A 17692-nucleotide genomic window follows, 5' to 3' on the forward strand; every position below is an offset into this window, starting at 1 on the left:
GAGCTTTCGGTCACCCCTGCGCACCCCGGACGGGGCGATACCCTCGCCCCGTCCGGTTTGACGCCTACGAAACGAGAAGAACCGGGCACGTCATGGACGTCATCATTCCCATGCTGGTGGACGGCCTGGCGGCGTCGGCCACCATCTTTTTCATCGCCGTCGGACTGACGCTCGTCTTCAGCGTCCTGCGCGTCCTCAACGTCGCCCACGGCAGCTTCTATTCCATCGGTGCCTACATCGCCGTGTCGATCGGCGGCGTCGCGGCCAGCGCCGGGCTGAGCCCGTGGCTGTCCTTCCCGATCCTGCTGTTCAGCGCCGTCCTGGTGGCCGCGCTGCTCGGGCCGTTCATCGAGGCGACGTTCATCCGCTGGACCTACGGCAAGCCGGAGGCGGTGCAGATCCTGGTGACCTTCGCGCTGTTCCTGGTCTTCGAGGACCTGCAGAAGCTCGTCTTCGGCGTGCAGTCCTTCTACCAGGATGCCGCGATGCAGGTGCTCGGCGTCTCCGAGATCGGCGGCATCATCTATCTCAACTACCAGCTCCTGATGATCGCCCTCGCCGTCCTCACCATCGTCGGCCTGCGCCTCATGCTGAGCCACACCCGGCTCGGCAAGTTCATCGTCGCGGTGGTCGCGGATCCCGAAATCTCGCAGACGCTGGGCATCAACGCCCGCCGGGTCTACTCGGCCGCCTTCACCATCGGCGTGTTCCTCGCAGCCCTCGGCGGCGCGCTGGCAACGCCAACCTCCGGCGTGGCGCCCGGTCTCGGCGCCGACGCGATCGTGCTGGGCTTTGCGGTCGCCGCGATCGGTGGCCTCGGCCAGATCGAAGGTGCTGCCATCGCCGCCGTCATCGTCGGCCTGACCCGTGTCCTCGCCATCTATTACGCCCCCGCCCTGGAGCCCGTGATGCCCTATCTCGTGATGCTCGCCGTGCTGCTCGTCCGACCCTACGGACTGTTCGGCGCGGCCCAGGCGAGAAGGATCTGACCATCATGCGGATCGCGATCCACATCGTCCTTGCGGCCATCTTCGCCATCGTCCCGTTGCTGTTTCCGTGGCTCGGCTTCGTCTTCACCGTGGTGCTGGCCAAGGGCCTCGCCGCCCTCGGCGTCGCCATCCTGCTGCGCGCCGGGCTGATCTCCATCGGCCACGCCGCCTTCTACGCCCTCGGCGCCTACGTGGTGGCCACCCTGTCGGGCAGCGCGGTCACCGACCTCGTGCTGCAGCTGGTCGCAACGGTCCTCGTGTGCGGCCTCGCCGGAGCGATGATCGGCCTGTTCATGGTGCGCTACCGCGGCATCTTCTTCGCCATGCTCAACCTCGCCGTCTCGATGGTCTTCTTCACGCTGCTGTCGAAGCTCTACAAGTTCACCGGCGGCACCGACGGCATGCGCGTCGACACGCCCACCCTGTTCGGCGCCCAGCTGGAGCGCACCACGCTGGAGCCGCTGCTGCTCTACGGCGGGCTGGCGCTGGTGGTGGTGGTCTGCCTGCTCGTCCACCGCTATCTCAAGAGCCCGATGGGCGAGGCGCTCTCCGCGGTCGAGACCAACGAGATCCGGCTCGAATATCTCGGCGTCTCGGTGCCGCGCGTGCTTCTCTCGGCCTACACGCTGTCGGCGGCCCTGGCCGGCCTCGGCGGCGGCATGCACGCGCTGCTGGTCGGCCACGTCGTTCCGGAGCTGGCCTACTGGACCACCTCGGGCCAGCTCGTCCTCGTCGCGGTGCTCGGCGGCATCGGCGGTGTCGTCGGCCCGTTCATCGGCTCGTTCTTCCTCGAGATGGTCCGCTCGTTCGCGGTCATCTACGTGGCCGACACCTGGAACCTCATCGTCGGAGCAGGCCTGCTGATCGTCATCTTCTTCCTCCCCGTCGGGCTGTACGGCCTCCTCGACCGCCTCGCCGCCCGAAGGAGCGTGAAATGACCGAGCCGCTTCTTTCCGTCTCCAATGTCGAGGTCTCGTTCGGCGGCGTCCGCGCCGCGGCCGGCGCCAGCATCGACGTCATGCCCGGCGAGTTCCTCGCCATCATCGGGCCGAACGGCTCCGGCAAGACCACCCTGATCAACCTATGCACCGGCTATGTGAAGCCGAAGTCGGGCACCATCCGGCTCGACGGCCGCGACATCACCAGCCGCAAGCCGCGGGACATCACGAAGCTCGGCATCGCCCGCGCCTTCCAGATCCCGCAGCTGTTCGGCGAGCATTCCGTCATCGAGAACCTCACCCTCGCGGTGGCGGCCCATCGCGGCTTCTGGGACGGCTGGCGTCCCCTCGACCGCCCTGCCTACCGGGAGGAAGCAATGCGCCTCCTCGACATGGTCGGCCTTGCCGAGATCGCCTCCTCCAACGCGGCCACGCTGCCGGAAGGCCAGCGCAAGCTGACCGATATCGCCATCGCGCTCGCCCTGAAACCCCGCCTGCTGCTGCTCGACGAGCCGACCGCGGGCGTCAGCGGCGACGAGAAGTTTCCGCTGATGGACCGTCTCACCGACGTCCTCCGCAAGCAGGAGGTCACCACCGTGTTCGTCGAGCACGACATGGACCTCGTGCGTCGCTACGCCGACCGGGTCGCCGTGTGGAGCCAGGGCAAGGTCGCCGCCAACGGGCCCCCGGAGCAGGTGCTGACGGATCCGGCGGTGCTCCGCGACGTGGTGGGAGTGATCTGATGCTGACGGTCGAAGACATCCGCGTCGCGGTCGCGGGCAACACGGTTCTCCGCGGCGTTTCCTTCGCCCTGCGCAAGGGCGAGACCACCGTCCTGATCGGCCGCAACGGCGCCGGCAAGACGACCACGCTGCGGGCGATCATGGGCCTGCTGCCGCTCACCGCAGGCCGGATTGTGGTGGGCAGCCGGGACCTGGCGGACGTTCCGACCTATCTGCGGCCCACGCTCGGCATCGGCTACGCGCCAGAGGACCGCCGCATGATCCCGAGCCTGTCGGTTCAGGAAAACCTGCTCTTGCCGGCCATCGCGCTGCGGTTCACCGACGCCCTCAAGCGCGAGCGACTGGATGCAGTGTTCGCGCTGATGCCGGAACTTGCCGAGCTCCGCAACCGCTCGGGCGGCACGCTGTCCGGCGGCCAGGGCAAGATGGTGGCGCTTGGCCGCGCGCTCATGGTCGCCACCGACGTGCTGCTCCTCGACGAGCCGTTCCAGGGCCTCGCCCCCGCACTCGCGCTCAATTATGCGCGCACGCTGAAGAAGGTGCGCGAGCAGCGTCCGGATCTGGCCGTGCTCGTCACCGAATCGAGCCCGCAACTCCTCGGCGAGGTCACCGATTCTGCGCTGAAGATCGAACGCGGCGAGGTGAGCGAGACGACGCTCGCAACCGCCGGCCACTGAAGACGCCCCTTTTCCGCGGAGGCCTCTTCAGAAGACATCACGACAAACAAATGCGCCGGACGGTGTCTCCGTCCGGCGCTATTTCGATCCAAGCGTCCCCGTCAGCGGAGCTCGATCAGGCGCCCAGCACATACTCCGCGGCGCGGGCGATGGCCAGCAGCCGCCGGTCGCCCATGGCCGGTCCCATCAGGCTCAGCCCTGCCGGCGCACCGCCTGCGCCCGTGACCGGCAGGCTGATGGCGCAGCGGTCCAGCAGGTTCACCGCACTCGGATTGCGCAGCAGGAGCCGGTTCAGGTCGCCGAAGGCCTCGTCGTCGTCGAACTCGGAGATCTTCGGCGGAACGATCGGGATCGTCGGCATCGCGAGCGCGTCGAAGCCTGCAAGGGCGTCATCGGCCTCGGCGATGAACGCGCGCCGCAGATCCATCACCGTCAGGTAGTCGTCGCAGGAAAGGCCCTGTCCACCCAGGATGCGGGTGAGAACGCGCGGGTCGTAGGTGTCGCCCCGCACCGCGATGAGGTCGCGGTGGCCGTGATAGGCCTCCCCGGCCACGATGCCGCCGCCCGCCGCCAGCTCGGGCAGACGGTCGAGGACGGGAAGCGTCATCTCGACGATCCGCGCGCCGGCTGCCGACAGTCGCCCGAGGCCTGCCTCAAACGCCGCGGCCACCGTCTCGTCCATGCGCACGTGCAGATAGTTCGTCGGAACAGCGATCCGCAGCACCGACAGGTCGATCGCCGCCGGAACCAGCGGCGCCTCGCCGGCCATCACCGCGTCGATGAGCGCCACGCAGTCGACGGAATGGCCGATAGACCCGATGGAATCCAATGACGGCGACAGCGGGAAGCAGCCCGTCTGCGGGATCCGCCGGGCGGTCGGCTTGAAGCCCACGAGGCCGCAGCAGGCGGCCGGAATGCGGCAGGAACCGCCGGTGTCGGTGCCGATGGCGGCCAGCGCCATGCCGTCGGTCACCGAGACCGCGCCGCCGGAGGTCGAGCCACCGGGGATGCGCCGTTCGTCGCGCCGCCAGGGCGCGGCAGGCGTTCCGAAATGCGGGTTCAGGCCGACGCCGGAATAGGCGAACTCGGTCATGTTGGTGCGGCCCACCATGACCGCGCCGGCCGCGCGGAGCCGGGCGATCGCCGTCGCGTCGGCTGCCGCCGCCGGTGCGCCGTCACGCGCGACGGAACCGGCCTTGGTGATCTGCCCGGTCACGTCGAACAGGTCCTTCACCGAGATCGGGATGCCGGCCAATGGCGACGGGACGATGCCCTGGGCGCGCAGGAGATCGCTCGCCTGCGCCTCCACCCGGGTACGGTCCGCATCGATCAGCGTGAACGCGCGCGCACCCTCGCCCGCCGGATCGAGCGCCGCCGTCAGGCACCGCTCTGCTTCCGCCACGGCCGACGTTTCATCGCGATCGAGCCGTTCGCCCGTCGCAAGCACAGTGGAAGGACCTGTCATGGGCGATGGTCAGCTCTCGGGGTAGTAGTGGATCTCGAGCAGCAGGCAGCCGTTCTCCGACTTGAAGGGACCATGGACGGCTCCCGGAGGACGGCAGGCATAGGTGTTCGGCTGGAAGGATTCGCCGCCCTCGCCGTTCTCGTCGTTGCCCACCGTCAGGTCGCCCGACACCAGATAGACCTCTTCGTAATAGTCGTGGACGAACGGCTTCGTCGTGTAGACGCCCGGCTCGAAGCGCAGCAGGCGCGTCCGGTTGCCGACCTTCTTCTCCTCGTCCAGATGGCCGGCGAGGATCTTCTGCTGGATGCCGGCCGGATAGCCGGGAGGGCTCGCGAAGCCCTCCGTCATGTCGATGGTGTGGAATTCCAGATGGGCCTTGTCGATGGCCATGAATACGCTCCCGTTCAATGGTGGTCGTCTCGGTGACGCGGGTTATTCTGCCGCGACGTTCATCCGCTGCAGCTCATCGTCCAGCGAGTAGCTGGACAGGCAGGTGTCGACGAGCTTGCCCGAGCCTTCCCAGTCGTAGGTCCGGAACGAGTGGCCCTTGGTGACGAAGGTCGCCCCTGCATAGAACATTTCATACTGGGTGTGGCGCGACCCGAACTCCGAGCCGATGGCGTCCCAGACCAGCTTGAAGAACTTCACCCGCTCGCGCGACGAGCGCACCGGCGACTGCTGGGTCTTGTCGATGATCGAGGCGATATAGGGGTCGGCGAAGTCCTCGATGCTCGACGGCAGCATGATGACGCCGCCGCCGGCGAGATCGCGGAGCGTGGTGACGACCTTGCCGTAGAGCTGCTGGGTCAGCACCTGGGAGGCATAGAGCGTATGCCGGTCGGGCACGAAGTACTGCCCTTCCTGGCGTCCCTTGACCTCCATGGAGTGAACGAGGGCGTCGACCATCTGGGCTTCCGCCGCGATCTGGCCCAGCATCTCGCGCACCTGCGGGAAGGCCGCGGTGCCGTTGGTGTCGGTGATGCCGCGGGCGAGACCGGCGAGGAACTTCATCTTCACCATCAGCCGGATCTGGCACTGATAGTTCTGGTAGACGTGCGCCGGCGTCGCGTGGAACTGCTTGGCGACCATCTGCACGTTCTTGTTCACGAACACGCGGTCCCAGGGCACCTTCACGTCCTCGAAGTAGAGGACGGCGTCGTTCTCGTCGAAACGGCTCGCCAGCGGGCTGTCGAACATCGACCCGGCCGCCGCCTCGTAGGATTTGCGCGAGACGATCCGCAGTCCCTTCGCGTTCATCGGGATGACGAAGGACAGCGCATAGATCTCGTCGCCATCGCGCAGCGGCTGGATGCAGGTGACGAACACCTCGTTGGCCATGATGCCGGAGGTGGCCAGCATCTTGGCGCCGCGCACGGTGATGCCTTCGGAGTCCTCGTCGACGACGCCGGTGGTCAGATAGGGATCGGCCTGCTCGTGGGCGGCCTTGGAGCGGTCGGCCTGCGGATTGATGATCACGTAGGTGAGGAACAGGTCGTTGTCGCGGGCATAGTGATAGTAGTCCGCCAGCGCCTTCGCCCGGTTGGGGTCGTAGGCCTCGAACACCGGCAGCCCCATGTACATGCCGGAAATGCAGGAGGCGACGTGGTCGGGCGAGCGGCCGAGAAAGCCGAAATGCTGCTCCGACCAGGCCTCCAGCGCGCGGCGGCGCTCGACGAGCTCGTCGTAGTTCGACGGCAGCGACCACATGCGGTTGACCTGGCGGCCGGTGTCGGTCGTGTAGGTCATCAGCTCGGGATTGGCGGCCTGGTAGTCGTAGAGCGAGGCGTAGGAGCGCACCGCGTTGCGGAACGCTGGATCGTCGACGGGTTCGCTGACGAGACGACCGTCATAATAGACGGTGCGGCCGTCGCGGAGGCTCTGCAGGTGCTGTTCGCCGGTTTTGATCATGTCGAAAACTCCGTGGTCTGGAGGCGCAAGCGCGGAAGGATCACCAGCCGAGCAGCCACATGGCGTCGGCGGGGACCGTGATGTCGTGTTCGTGGGTGAGTTCGCGGTAGCGGCCGCGATGGAAGACGAGCGGCTCGGCATCGGGCCGGAGCACCTCGAAATTCAGGACCCGGCCGACCAGAATCACGTGGTCGCCGCCGGGATATTGATGCTCGCCGCGGCACTCGAAACGGGCAAGCGCGTGGCGGATCAGCGGCATGCCGTGCCCGCCGGTGTCGACGTCGAGATCGCTCCACTTGTCGGTCATCGCCCGCGCGAAACGGTTCGAGACGTCCTGCTGGTTCCAGGCCAGCATGTTGACCGCATAGTGCTCCACGCAGCGCCACGCCTCGATCCCCTTGGCGGCATTTGCCACCGAGAACAGGATCAGCGGCGGGTCGAGCGAAACGGAGCTGAACGAGTTGACTGTCATGCCGAGCCGCTCGCCGTCGCCGGTGACCGCAGTCACGACGCAGACGCCTGTCGCAAACGCCCCGAGGGCGTTGCGGAACGCGCGCGGGTCCATGGTCGCCAGCGGCGCGTCGGTTCCGGCGGTCATGTGTCCGCTCCCCGTTCCGCCGTCGCGATCTCGTAGCTGAGCAGCGCCGTCGCCGCGTCGCCGCCATCGATGAGACCGGGCAGCAGATCGAGAATCCGATCGAGGTCCGGCGCATCGAGGGCGGAAAACAGCGTGTCGTTCACTCGCGCCTGGGTCGGCGCCAGCTCCGCCAGCAGGGCGCGCCCGGCGTCGGTCACGGCCAGCCGCACGCGCCGCCGGTCGCGGGTGCTGGGACGCTTGGAGACCAGCCCCTTCTTCACCAGCCGGCCGACCTCCAGCGTGACGAACGCGCCACTGTAGTGAAGATGGTCGGCCACCGTGGAGACGCTGACGTCGTCGGCCTCCTCCAGGTGCGCGATGGAGATGAGGATCGTGTATTGCGGTCCGGACAGGCCGACGAGCTCCGCCAGCCCGCTGCGGGTTGCCTCCAGCCGCGCCGTAAAGGCCAGGAGCCCGTGCACGAAAGTGCGGAACGCAGCGTCGTTGCCGCCGCGCAGCAGCGCCTCGCGGGCGACCGTGGGCCGGCGCTTCACCTGGCTGGGTGCGGAAGCGACAATTGCGTCGTCAAGCGAAGGATCGGCGGGAGTTCGATCTACCATATAGCTAACTTACAAAGCTATATGCACATGTCAACGCTGAAATTTCCGTCGCGCGGCGCCTCGCCTCACTGGCGAGAACGCATGCCGGCGCGCACGGCGAACGCCGCCCGCGGGGGCTGCCGGTCCAGCATCGGGTCGATTTGAAGAGAGGTGGTAGGCCCGGCAGGACTCGAACCTGCAACCAGACCGTTATGAGCGGTCGGCTCTAACCATTGAGCTACGGGCCCTTCGGACAGATCGGCGTGTCCCGGCCGTCGACCGGGAACCCGCGTCCTGCCTCATGCCGGCGGGCACGCGGACCGGGCCGGACAGACATCCGGGCCTCGATCCGTTTCCGGAAGCGGGGGCAATTTCCCGTCCTGCGGCTCGCGGCATATGGAGCCGTCTATATCGGCTGGCGGGACTGTGTGTCCAGCACCGGCCACCAGCCCTCCAGGCCGAGACCGGTCTCGCATTGATGCCGTTTTCAGGCGCCGATGTCCGCGGCTCGATTTGGACCGGCTGGGCTAGCCGCGCGCCGACGACACACCTTGCGCCACCGGCGTCCGCCGCCAGAGCTCCAGGGCCACCAGGCCGGCACCGAGGGCGAGCCCGAATACGTCGGTGTAGACCGCGTGCGCGAAGGCCCCGCTCGGTACCAGGGCGAGCACGCCCGCCGCGAAGAACATGAGCCGGCCGACGACCCCGATCGGACGCACCAGGAATCCGACCATGCCGACGGAGCCGAAGAAGACGCCGGCCACCGCGGTGACCACGGCCAGTGCCACCTCGGGCGCGCTGCCCTGCATGGCCAGTGCCGGCGACGCGACGAACAGCAGCGGCACAAGATAGGCCGTCCAGCCGAGCCGCATCGCCTGGAACGCGGTGGCGACGGGATCAGCCTTGGCGATCGCGGCCGCTGCAAAGGCCGCGACCGCGACCGGCGGGGTCACGAAGGACAGCAGGCCGAAATACATGACGTAAAGGTGTGCGGTGATCGGCAGCACGCCCATCTCCACCATCGCCGGCGCGACGAGGGCGGCGAGCAGCACGTAGACCCCCACCGTCGGCAGCCCCATGCCGAGGACGATGCAGACCGCTGCCGCGATCAGCAGCAGCAGGAGCAGGCTGCCCGAGCCAACGGCGACCAGCGCCAGCGTCAGGTTGAAACCAAGCCCCGACAGCGACAGAACGCCGATCACGACGCCCGCGCCGGCGCAGATCAGAATGATGTCGAGCGCGCCCAGACCGGTCTGGTAGATGGTGGAGACGAGCTGTTTCAGCCGTGGCCGCTCGCCGCCGTAGCCGAACAGCACCGCCGTCACCAGCAGCGTCAGGATGGCGCCGACGACCGCCATCTGCGGTTGCCAGTTGAAGGTAAACAGGCCGACCATCAGCACCACGAACGGCAGCAGGAAGTGCCAGCCCTTGCGCATCACGGCGCCGGCATGGGGGATCATCTCTTCCGGCAAGGCGGCGATGTTGGCGCGGCCGGCCTCCAGGTCTACCTGGATGAACAGGGCCAGGTAGTAGAGCACCGCCGGGATCAGCGCCGCCAGCAGCACGTCGGCGAACGAGATCTGCAGGAACTCCGCGATCAGGAACGCCGAGGCGCCCATCACCGGCGGCATCAGCTGGCCACCGGTGGAGGCGATCGCCTCGATGCCGCCGGCGCGTGCCGGCGAATAGCCGGCCTTCTTCATCATCGGGATGGTGATCACGCCGGAGGCGACCACGTTGGCAACCGCGCTGCCCGAGATCGACCCGAACAGGCAGGAGGCCAGCACGGCGATCTTGCCCGGCCCGCCGCGGAACCGCCCCATCAGCGCCAGCGACAGATCCGACAGGAACGCGGCGCCGCCGGTGGCGGCCAGCAGCGCACCGAACAGCAGGAACGACACCACCACGGTGGAGGCAACGACGATCGGCATCCCCAGCATGCCGTTGAAATCGATGGCCAGATAGGCCGACAGCCGCTCCACGTCGGAAGCCCGGCCCGCCATGATGCCCGGGACGTGGTCGCCGAACAGGCCGTAGAGGATGAACAGAACGATGATGGTCGGAAGCGCCCAGCCGCTGGCGCGGCGCAGCGCCTCGATGGTCAGCAGGATCACCAGACCGCCGGCAATGACGCCGTCGGTGGGCCGCATCAGCACCAGGTCGACGAGGTCCGGGAGCGCCACCGCGAGGTAGAGGCCCGCGCCCAGGCCCGTCAGCGCCAGCAGCCAGTCGAACCACGGCACCCGCACCCGCCGATCGAGGCGGCGCGCGGAAAAATGCAGAAAGGCGAGGCAGAGAGAGAGCGCCAGCATGCCGGCGGCGAACTGCTGGGTCAGGATGTTGACGCCGACGCTGCGGAAGAGGTCGGCGCCCCAGGTCAGCGCGCCCAGCGTGATGGCGCAGGCCAGCACCGCCTTGACGATACCGACCACCCCGGGGGCGACGCGTGCGCCGTCCCCCGTCGCCTGCTGTGGCTCAACCCTCATGGCCCGCCTCTTTCCCGCCCGATGCCGCCGCTCAGTTGGCCTTGTCGCCTTCGGGGAAGGCAACGCCAGCTTCCTCGAAGTAGCGGATGGCCCCCGGGTGGTACTCGATCGGCGCAATGTCCTTCGCCATCTTGGCGGGGTCGAAGCCGCGGAAGGCCGGGAAGGTGGCGACCAGCGCATCCTTGCCGTCGTGCAGCGCCTTGGTCACCTTGTAGACGGTGTCGTCGCTGGTCTTGGCGCTGGCGAAGGCGAGCGCGTCGAACGCGAGGATCGTCGTCGGCTCCTTGACGCCGGCGAGCGCCTTGCCGGGCTCAACGTCCACGAAATAGGCCTGCGGAAGATAGCGGCGAACCGCCTCCAGCGTCTGGTCGTTGGCCTCGAAAGGGATGGCCCGGATGCCGCCCACCGAGGCCTCGACCTCGCTCACCTTCGCGGCACCGAGCGCGAAGAAAAACGCATCGACCTTGCCGGTCGCGAAGTCGTCGGCGCCGGCCACCGTGTTGGCGACGGTCACGCCCTCGACATCGGCTTCGGTCAGACCGCCGGCGGCATAGATCGCATCCATCATCGTCGCCGCGATCTGCTGGCTCGAATAGCCAGTCGGCAGCGACTTGCCCTTCAGGTCGGCGATGGTCCGGATGTCGGAATCCTCGCGCACGAACACCGCAAAGCGCAGCGGAAACATGATGCCCACCGCCCGCAGGCCGTCCTGGGGGCGACCCTCGAAATGCTCCTTGCCGGCCAGGGCGACGCCCACTTCCTGGACGGTGGCGACGCCGAAGTCGATGTCGCCCTCGCTCACCGCCGGGATGTAGACGTTGGCGCTGGCGAACGGCTGCAGGGTGGCGCGCAGCCCGTCCTGGCCGTTGATCACCTTGGCCACTGCCGTGCCGGCGGAATGGAACAGCGAGCCCGGCGTGGCCGTCCCGACGGTCACCATCTGGGCCGAGGCGGACTGCAGCGGCAGCGCGAGCATGAGCGCGGAAAGCGCGAAAATCAGCTTCTTCATGGGATCCTCCCTGATCGGCCCGGGGCTCCGGTCGGCGGCATCGCCTGCCGCTCCACCTGCCGGGTCCGCTCGTGTTTTCATTGCGGACGGAGCTGTTCGACGCCCCTTCATCAGGGACCCTAATACGCCCGGCCCGCCGAGGGATAGATTTCAAAACGAGAACAGGGTGTTCTCCCAATGGAACACCCCGCTCCTCTCTCGAAGCGCCCGAAGCGGCCGCGGTCAGGCCCGCTCGCGGATGTGCGCGGCGATGCGATCCAGAAAGGCCCGCGTCTTCCGCGGCGCGTAGCGCGGCGCCAGAAAGGTCGCGTACACCAGCAGCGGCGCCGCCTCCCAATCCAACTCCAACCGCACCAGCCGCCCCTCGTCCATGTCCTGACGGCACATGATGTCGAGCATCAGCCCGATGCCGAGGCCGCGCCGCACGAGTTCGTGGACGAGGACGGCGTGGTTCACCATCACCCGCCCCAGCGCGTCGGACTTGCCGCCGTCGCGCGCCGGGATCTCCGGCCAGGCCCGGTCGCGGTGCTGATACTGGTGCGGGATGAGCTCATGGCCGGCCAGGTCGGCGACGGCCCGCGGCATGCCGCGCGCCGCCAGGTAGTCGGGGCTTGCGTACAGGCCGCGCGACAGCCGGGCGAGGCGGCGCATGGGCACCGAGGAATCCCGCGGCGTTCCGAACTGGACGGCGATGTCGAAGGGCTCCTCGCCGACGTCGACCCAGCGGTTGTGCGCCTCGATCTCCAGGCGAAGGGCCGGGTTGTCCCGGGCGAAATCCGCGATTGCCTCCGCCATCCAGCTCATGAAGAAGACCGGCATGCTGACGCGCAGCAGCCCGGTGACGCCGCTCTGCATTTCGGAGGTTTCGACGTCGGCGTCCTGCAGCTCCGCGACGATCCGCTCGCAGCGCTCGTAGAGGGCGGTGCCGATCTCGGTCAGGCCCAGCGCGCGCGGGCCGCGCTTGAGCAGCGTCGATCCGAACTGCTCCTCAAGCAGCGCCAGCTTCCGGCTGATCGTCGACTTCGGCATGCCGAGCTGCAGCGCCGCCTTGTTGATGCTGCCGGCATTCACCGTGTCGTAGAACAGGAGAAGGGCGTTGAGGTCGGTGCGGGGGCTCGCCGGCCGCCGGCCACCGCGCTCCGCTCTCACGCCGTCTGTCGGTTGGTGTTCCATTTCCGGAACTCTGTGTTCAGCCGGCTCGACTAGTCAATCGTGCAGCGGGAAATATGCTGGCGGCCGATGCGGGCGATGGTCCCGACCGGCACGAAGGGAATCGCCTTGTCGCCCCAAGCCATGTCTCACCTGCCGGCGCACCCGTCGACCGGCCAGTCCCCCCGGACCGATCCGGCCGCCGTCGGCTGGCGCGAGACCATCCGCGGTCTCGACGACATCCGTCGGGTCGAGCAATTGGCCTACGACGATGTCGTCCCGGTGCGCAGCACGGTGCAGTTGCTCGAACGTTCGGCGACCCTGTTCCCGGACCGGCCGGCGATCACCTTCCTGCCCACCGGCTCCGTCGACGACGACCCGCACGTCCTCACCTATCGCGCCTTCTTCGATCGGGTGCGGCGGGCCGCGAACGCCTTTCACCGGCTCGGCGTCGGCCCGGACGATGCGGTCGCCTTCCTCGCACCGACGCTTCCCGACACGTTCGTCACGTTGTTTGCGGCGCAGGCGTGCGGCCGGGCCTGCCCGATCAACTACATGCTCTCGCCAGAGAAGATCGCCGGGCTGCTGGCCCATGCCGGTGCCAAGGTGCTGGTCGCCCTCGGCCCCGACGACGACCTGCCGATCGCCCAGAAGATCGACGAGATCCGCAGGCTCTCGCCGCAGCCCGCGCATGTGGTGTCCATCGGCGACGCGTCGATTGCCGGCGTGCCCCGCCTCGCCGACCTCATCGATGCGGCATCGGCGGAGCCCGAGTTCACGCGCGACATCGGTCGCGACGACATCGCCGCCACCTACCACACCGGCGGCACCACCGGGTCGCCGAAGCTGGTTCGCCACACCCACGGTAATGAGGTTCACGCCAGCTGGTTCGGCGGGCTGTTTTACGGGATCGGCCCTGACGACGTGGTGATCAACGGCTTTCCGCTGTTCCACGTGGCCGGCGCCTTCGTGCTTGGCGGCAGTGCCTTTGCCGCCGGCGCCAACACCATCATTCCCTCCAAGCTTGGCATGCGCAGCAAGGTCTTCGTCGAAGAGTTCTGGCGGGTCGCCGACCGCCACCGCGTCACGCTTCTGTCGGGCGGTCCGACCTTCGTGTCGACGCTGCTCGAACGGACCGGACCGGAGGCTGCTACCGCCGCCGGCCGGATCAAGGCACTGGTCGGCGGCGGCTCGCCCATGCCCAACGAGCTGGCCCGCAACTTCGAGGAGACGTTCGCGATCCCGCTCCGCAGCATCTACGGGATGACCGAGGCCGCGGGTCTCGTCAGCATCGTCCCGCGCCTGGCCGAGCGGGTGCCTGGCGCCTCCGGCTGGCGGCTGCCGTTCGGGGAGATCGGCGTGTTCGCCCTCGCGTCGTCCGGCGCGCCCGATCTCGACCGGCCGCTGCCGCCCGGGCAGACCGGCGGCATCGCCATCCGCGGACCGAACCTCAGCCCCGGCTACACCGACCCGGCGCTTGATGCCGGCACCTTCGAGCGCGACGGCTGGGTGGTGACGGGCGACCTCGGCCACCTCGCCGACGATGGCCAGGTGTTCGTGACCGGCCGGGCCAAGGACGTCATCATCCGCGGCGGCCACAACATCGACCCGGCGGGGATCGAGGAAGCGCTGATGCGGCACCCGGACGTGCAGCTCTGCGCCGCGGTCGGACAGCCCGATGCCCATGCCGGCGAACTGCCCGTCGCCTTCGTCCAGCGCAAGCCCGGCGCCGCGTCCACGGGCGACGACATTCTGGCCGCCACCGCGCCGCTGATCCCCGAGCGCGCCGCCATTCCGAAGCGCATCCACCTGCTCGATGCGCTGCCGCTGACCACCACCGGCAAGATCTTCAAGCCCGCCTTGCGCCTGCTGGCGGCGGAGATCGCCTTTGCCGACCAGCTGCGCGAGATCGTTCCCGCAGGGATTCTCGGGGTGGCGTGCGCGGAGACCGGCGCCGGCCGCACGGCGCGGATCCGGCTTTCCGGCGAGCACGCCGACCCTCAGACCCGCGAGACGGTGCTCGCCCACATGGCACGCTTCACCTACGCCGCAGAGCTGGACGTCGAGTAGCTACCAGCCTCCGGTCTTCAGCCACTCTTCCATCAGCTCGAGCTTTTCCACCCCGAAGAACGGCTCGCCATCGACGATCACGAAGGGCGAGCCGAAGACGCCTTTCTCCAGCGACGCGTCCACCGCGGCCCGCAGCAGTTCGGCCGCTTCGCCGCCGGCGTGACCGGCCGCGAGCATCTCCCGGTCGGCGCCGCAGCCGCTTGCGATGTCCAGGACGGTGTCGAGCGCGCCAATGTCCACGTCCTTTAGCCAGTACGCATCCAGCAGCGCCCGGGCCACCGGCTTCGCCTGCTCTGGATCATGGGCCTTCAGCCAATGGAAGGTGCGGCCCGCCGGCAACGGATTGGCCGGCGGTTGACCGAGCGTCCGCCCCAGGCGGATGTCGTGCCGACGGCAGTAGCGTTCCGCGTCGCGCCGCGCATAGTCGCCCTTCAGCGGCGTCTGCGGGATCGGCTTGAGCCCCATCACCTTTAGAATGCTCACGCCCACCAGCATCGAGCTCCAGTCGACGGTGCGCCCGTTGCGGGCGGCGAGGTCGTCGATCCGCAGGCTGGCGAAGTAGCCGAAAGGGGAGATGAAATCGAAATGGAACTCGATGGGCTGGGCGGTCATGGCAGCTGACCTTCGCGACTGTCTGCCCGAGGCTCGGTCGGCCGCGCTCGGATGGCCGGGCTGCGTCTGATACCACGTCGCATTCGCGTCGCAATCCCGTGAGATGCGGTCGGCGACCAATGTGGAAGGCCCCAAGGGCCGATCGGGAGGAACCCTCATGCGCCGCACCACCTTTGCCGCCGCGATCGCGATCCTGGCGCTTGCCGCCACCGCGTCCTCGCCGAGCCTGGCCGACAACCGCTCCGTCCTCACCGTCACCGGCCAGGGCGAGGCCCACGCTGCCCCCGACATGGCCACCATCACTGTCGGCGCGGTCTCCGAGGCCGACACCGCCAGCGAGGCGCTGACCCAGAATTCCAGCCAGGTGACCGCCGCCATCGATGCCCTGAAGGCGGCTGGCGTCGAACCGCGCGACATCCAGACCACCGGCTTCTCGGTCTCGCCGCGCTACGTCAACGACCGCGATTCCAACGCCGCGCCGCGCATCGACGGCTACCGCGTCTCCAATTCGGTGATGGTGCGGGTGCGCAAGCTCGATGCGCTCGGCAGCCTGCTCGACACGCTGGTCAAGGCCGGCGCCAACGACATCGGCGGGATCAGCTTCGGCATTTCCGAGGCCGACGAATTCCAGGACACCGCCCGGATCGCTGCGGTCGCCGACGCGCGGCACAAGGCCGAACTCTACGCCAAGGCCGCCGGCGTCCGCCTGGGACACATCCGGTCGATCGACGAGGGCGGCGGCGGATATCCCGTGCCGCAGCCGATGATGCGTATGAAGGCAATGGAAGCCGATGCCGCCCCCATCGAAGCCGGAGAGCAGACGATCTCCGCGAGCGTGCGGGTGGTCTACGAGATTCTTCCCGCCGACAAGTAGCCGCCTCCAGGCGGCGTCTGGGTCATCGATCCTGGCCGTTCCAGTCCCATCGATCGGAACGGCCGGTATCCGTGCGGGTCAGACGCCGACGGCGGGGATCCGCTCCCGTCCTGCTTCCGCGTCCGTCACCCGGGGTTCCTCGATCGTGGGCTCGATGGCCTGCACGGCCGGTGCGGTCTCGGCGGCGATCGGATCGTCCGTCGTCGGCTCGAACACGAAGAGCGGGTCGCTGAGGCCGCGCGCCGCATGGCCACCCAGCGACACGAATCCCTGCCGCGGCGAGCCCAGCGCGCCGACGAATTCCTCCGACATGAGCAGCGGCCGTTCGAGCACGCTGCACAGCTGCGAGATGCGCGACAGCACGTTCACGTCGCGGCCGACGGCGGTAAAGTCCAGCCTGTTCGCTGACCCGACATTGCCGTAGACCGCCTCGCCGAAATGCAGCCCGATGCCGAACCGCACCGGCACGGGCACGCCATCCACCAGCGTCGGCGCAATGTGGGTCGCCATCGCGGCCTCGGAGGCGCGCAGCGCCCGAGCGCAGGCATCGCGGGCGCCGGCCGGCTCGGCCGGGAAGATCGCCAGGACCGCATCGCCGATGAACTTCAGGACCTCGCCGCCCTGGGCGAAGATCCCCGGCACCACCGCATCGTAGTAGCGGTTCAGCAGTTCCGCCGTCTCCTCCACCGGAAGCCGGGTCGACAGGGCGGTAAAGCCACGCAGATCCGCCATCATCATCGCCGCATCGATGCGCGTGACCTCGCCGCGGTGGACGAGGCCGTCCATGATCTGGGCCGTCGGGCCACGCCCCACATAGGTCGCCAGCAGCTCGCCGAGCGTGCGGCGCAGCCGCTTGATCTCCAGCACGTTCGCCAGCGCCGGCATCACCGTCGCGACCAGTTCGCGATTCGCCTTGCTGAAGCCGGCCGGATCCTTGGTGGCGAAGCTCAGCGAGTTCGGCAGCCCGGCAGAAAACCACAGCGGCACCACCAGATAGTGGCACATCCCTTCCTTCTTCAGGTCGGGGATGATGGAGAACAGATCGTCGGGAGTGGCGGCCAGGTCGAGTTCCAGCCACTCGTTGGTCTCGTGCACCACCTTGAACGGGCTGCGCTCGTAGATGCCCTTGTCGCGGTCGGCATAGTCGAACGCGAAATAGGCGATCGGATCGTAGGGACGCCAAGTGATCCCGGCCGCCAGCAGGTTGGGGCTCAGCATCCTGAGCGAAATCATCAGCCGGTCGAGCGGCATGCCCGCCCGGCGCAGCCGCCAGCCGAGCCCGTCGACGAACGCGCCCATCTCCAGCCGCGGCGCCTCGGCCACCAGCCAGTTGGCGATCTCCTGCGGCGTCATCGCCGCGGGCGGCCGTTCGGACGGAGAAGAGGAAGGAACGTCGGTCATCAGATTATGTCGTCCGAAACGGCGACCCGGCGCGGCGCAGCCGCGCGCGAAGGTCGAAAGAAGCCAGCGCCGCCCCGCCAGACCGCGGGGGCAGAAGCAGTGACCTGCCCCTGAGTTTTTCCTCCACCTGGAGTTAGAGTCCGGCCTCGATCGAAGGACGGACAGATGAAGCGGAAGCGATTTACGGAAGAGCAG

The 17692-nt window shown here is 68.3% G+C and carries 16 protein-coding genes and 1 tRNA gene; 6 read left to right on the forward strand and 11 right to left on the reverse strand.

The genetic code is table 11. The annotated features are described in order from the left end of the window. Positions 1-92 precede the first annotated feature (92 nt). Genes ACSSVZ_RS14275 through ACSSVZ_RS14290 form a run of 4 tightly spaced genes read left to right on the forward strand, consistent with a single transcriptional unit; the run spans position 93 to position 3347 of the window. Positions 93-989, forward strand: a complete 897-nt coding sequence (locus tag ACSSVZ_RS14275) for a branched-chain amino acid ABC transporter permease (RefSeq protein WP_453971040.1) — start codon at positions 93-95, stop codon at positions 987-989. A 5-nt stretch (positions 990-994) separates the two neighbouring features. Further along, positions 995-1927, forward strand: a complete 933-nt coding sequence (locus ACSSVZ_RS14280) for a branched-chain amino acid ABC transporter permease (RefSeq protein WP_453971042.1) — start codon at positions 995-997, stop codon at positions 1925-1927. After that, positions 1924-2670, forward strand: coding sequence for an ABC transporter ATP-binding protein (locus tag ACSSVZ_RS14285; protein ID WP_453971044.1), 747 nt, complete (start codon positions 1924-1926; stop codon positions 2668-2670). The genes ACSSVZ_RS14280 and ACSSVZ_RS14285 overlap by 4 nt, the downstream gene beginning before the upstream one ends. Continuing rightward, positions 2670-3347, forward strand: coding sequence for an ABC transporter ATP-binding protein (locus ACSSVZ_RS14290; protein WP_453971046.1), 678 nt, complete (start codon positions 2670-2672; stop codon positions 3345-3347). The genes ACSSVZ_RS14285 and ACSSVZ_RS14290 overlap by 1 nt, the downstream gene beginning before the upstream one ends. Positions 3348-3462: 115 nt before the next feature. Here ACSSVZ_RS14290 and ACSSVZ_RS14295 read toward each other — a convergent pair whose 3' ends face one another. The 9 genes from ACSSVZ_RS14295 to ACSSVZ_RS14335 all read right to left on the reverse strand — a co-directional run bounded on the left by ACSSVZ_RS14295 (position 3463) and on the right by ACSSVZ_RS14335 (position 12564). Further along, positions 3463-4812 carry an amidase gene (locus ACSSVZ_RS14295; protein WP_453971048.1) on the reverse strand — a complete coding sequence of 450 codons (1350 nt, stop codon included), beginning with the start codon at positions 4810-4812 and terminating at the stop codon, positions 3463-3465. Positions 4813-4821: 9 nt separating this feature from the next. Next, positions 4822-5202, reverse strand: coding sequence for a cupin domain-containing protein (locus tag ACSSVZ_RS14300; RefSeq protein WP_453971049.1), 381 nt, complete (start codon positions 5200-5202; stop codon positions 4822-4824). Positions 5203-5244: 42 nt separating this feature from the next. Next, positions 5245-6720: a 4-hydroxyphenylacetate 3-hydroxylase family protein gene (locus ACSSVZ_RS14305; protein ID WP_453971051.1), complete on the reverse strand. Its 1476-nt coding sequence runs from the start codon at positions 6718-6720 to the stop codon at positions 5245-5247. Between the two features lie 40 nt (positions 6721-6760). Beyond that, on the reverse strand, positions 6761-7318 hold the full coding sequence (locus ACSSVZ_RS14310; RefSeq protein WP_453971052.1) for a flavin reductase family protein: 558 nt from the start codon (positions 7316-7318) through the stop codon (positions 6761-6763). Beyond that, positions 7315-7851 (reverse strand): MarR family winged helix-turn-helix transcriptional regulator, encoded by a 537-nt coding sequence (locus ACSSVZ_RS14315; RefSeq protein WP_453971053.1) that lies wholly within the window; start codon positions 7849-7851, stop codon positions 7315-7317. The genes ACSSVZ_RS14310 and ACSSVZ_RS14315 overlap by 4 nt, the downstream gene beginning before the upstream one ends. A 217-nt stretch (positions 7852-8068) precedes the next feature. Then, a tRNA-Ile gene (locus tag ACSSVZ_RS14320) sits at positions 8069-8144 on the reverse strand. A 279-nt stretch (positions 8145-8423) separates the two neighbouring features. Further along, positions 8424-10382 carry a TRAP transporter permease gene (locus ACSSVZ_RS14325; RefSeq protein WP_453971054.1) on the reverse strand — a complete coding sequence of 653 codons (1959 nt, stop codon included), beginning with the start codon at positions 10380-10382 and terminating at the stop codon, positions 8424-8426. Positions 10383-10413: 31 nt separating this feature from the next. Further along, positions 10414-11391, reverse strand: coding sequence for a TAXI family TRAP transporter solute-binding subunit (locus tag ACSSVZ_RS14330; protein WP_453971056.1), 978 nt, complete (start codon positions 11389-11391; stop codon positions 10414-10416). Positions 11392-11613: 222 nt separating this feature from the next. After that, complete coding sequence (locus ACSSVZ_RS14335; protein ID WP_453971058.1) at positions 11614-12564, reverse strand: LysR family transcriptional regulator; 951 nt, start codon at positions 12562-12564, stop codon at positions 11614-11616. Between the two features lie 105 nt (positions 12565-12669). Here ACSSVZ_RS14335 and ACSSVZ_RS14340 point away from each other — a divergent pair, with 105 nt between their 5' ends. Beyond that, a complete protein-coding gene (locus tag ACSSVZ_RS14340; protein ID WP_453971059.1) occupies positions 12670-14610 on the forward strand; it encodes an AMP-binding protein in 1941 nt (646 codons plus the stop codon). Here the strand turns inward: ACSSVZ_RS14340 and ACSSVZ_RS14345 are convergent, their stop codons facing one another. Next, positions 14611-15222: a DsbA family protein gene (locus tag ACSSVZ_RS14345; protein ID WP_453971061.1), complete on the reverse strand. Its 612-nt coding sequence runs from the start codon at positions 15220-15222 to the stop codon at positions 14611-14613. Positions 15223-15379: 157 nt separating this feature from the next. On the opposite strand from ACSSVZ_RS14345, the gene ACSSVZ_RS14350 reads away from it, so the two are divergent. Next, positions 15380-16096: an SIMPL domain-containing protein gene (locus ACSSVZ_RS14350; RefSeq protein WP_453971063.1), complete on the forward strand. Its 717-nt coding sequence runs from the start codon at positions 15380-15382 to the stop codon at positions 16094-16096. A 78-nt stretch (positions 16097-16174) separates the two neighbouring features. On the opposite strand, the gene ACSSVZ_RS14355 is transcribed toward ACSSVZ_RS14350, so the two are convergent. Next, entirely contained in the window at positions 16175-17497 is a 1323-nt protein-coding gene (locus tag ACSSVZ_RS14355) for an adenylate/guanylate cyclase domain-containing protein (RefSeq protein ID WP_453971064.1), read from the reverse strand. Positions 17498-17692: the final 195 nt, after the last annotated feature.

Source organism: Amorphus sp. MBR-141 (genome assembly GCF_053628695.1).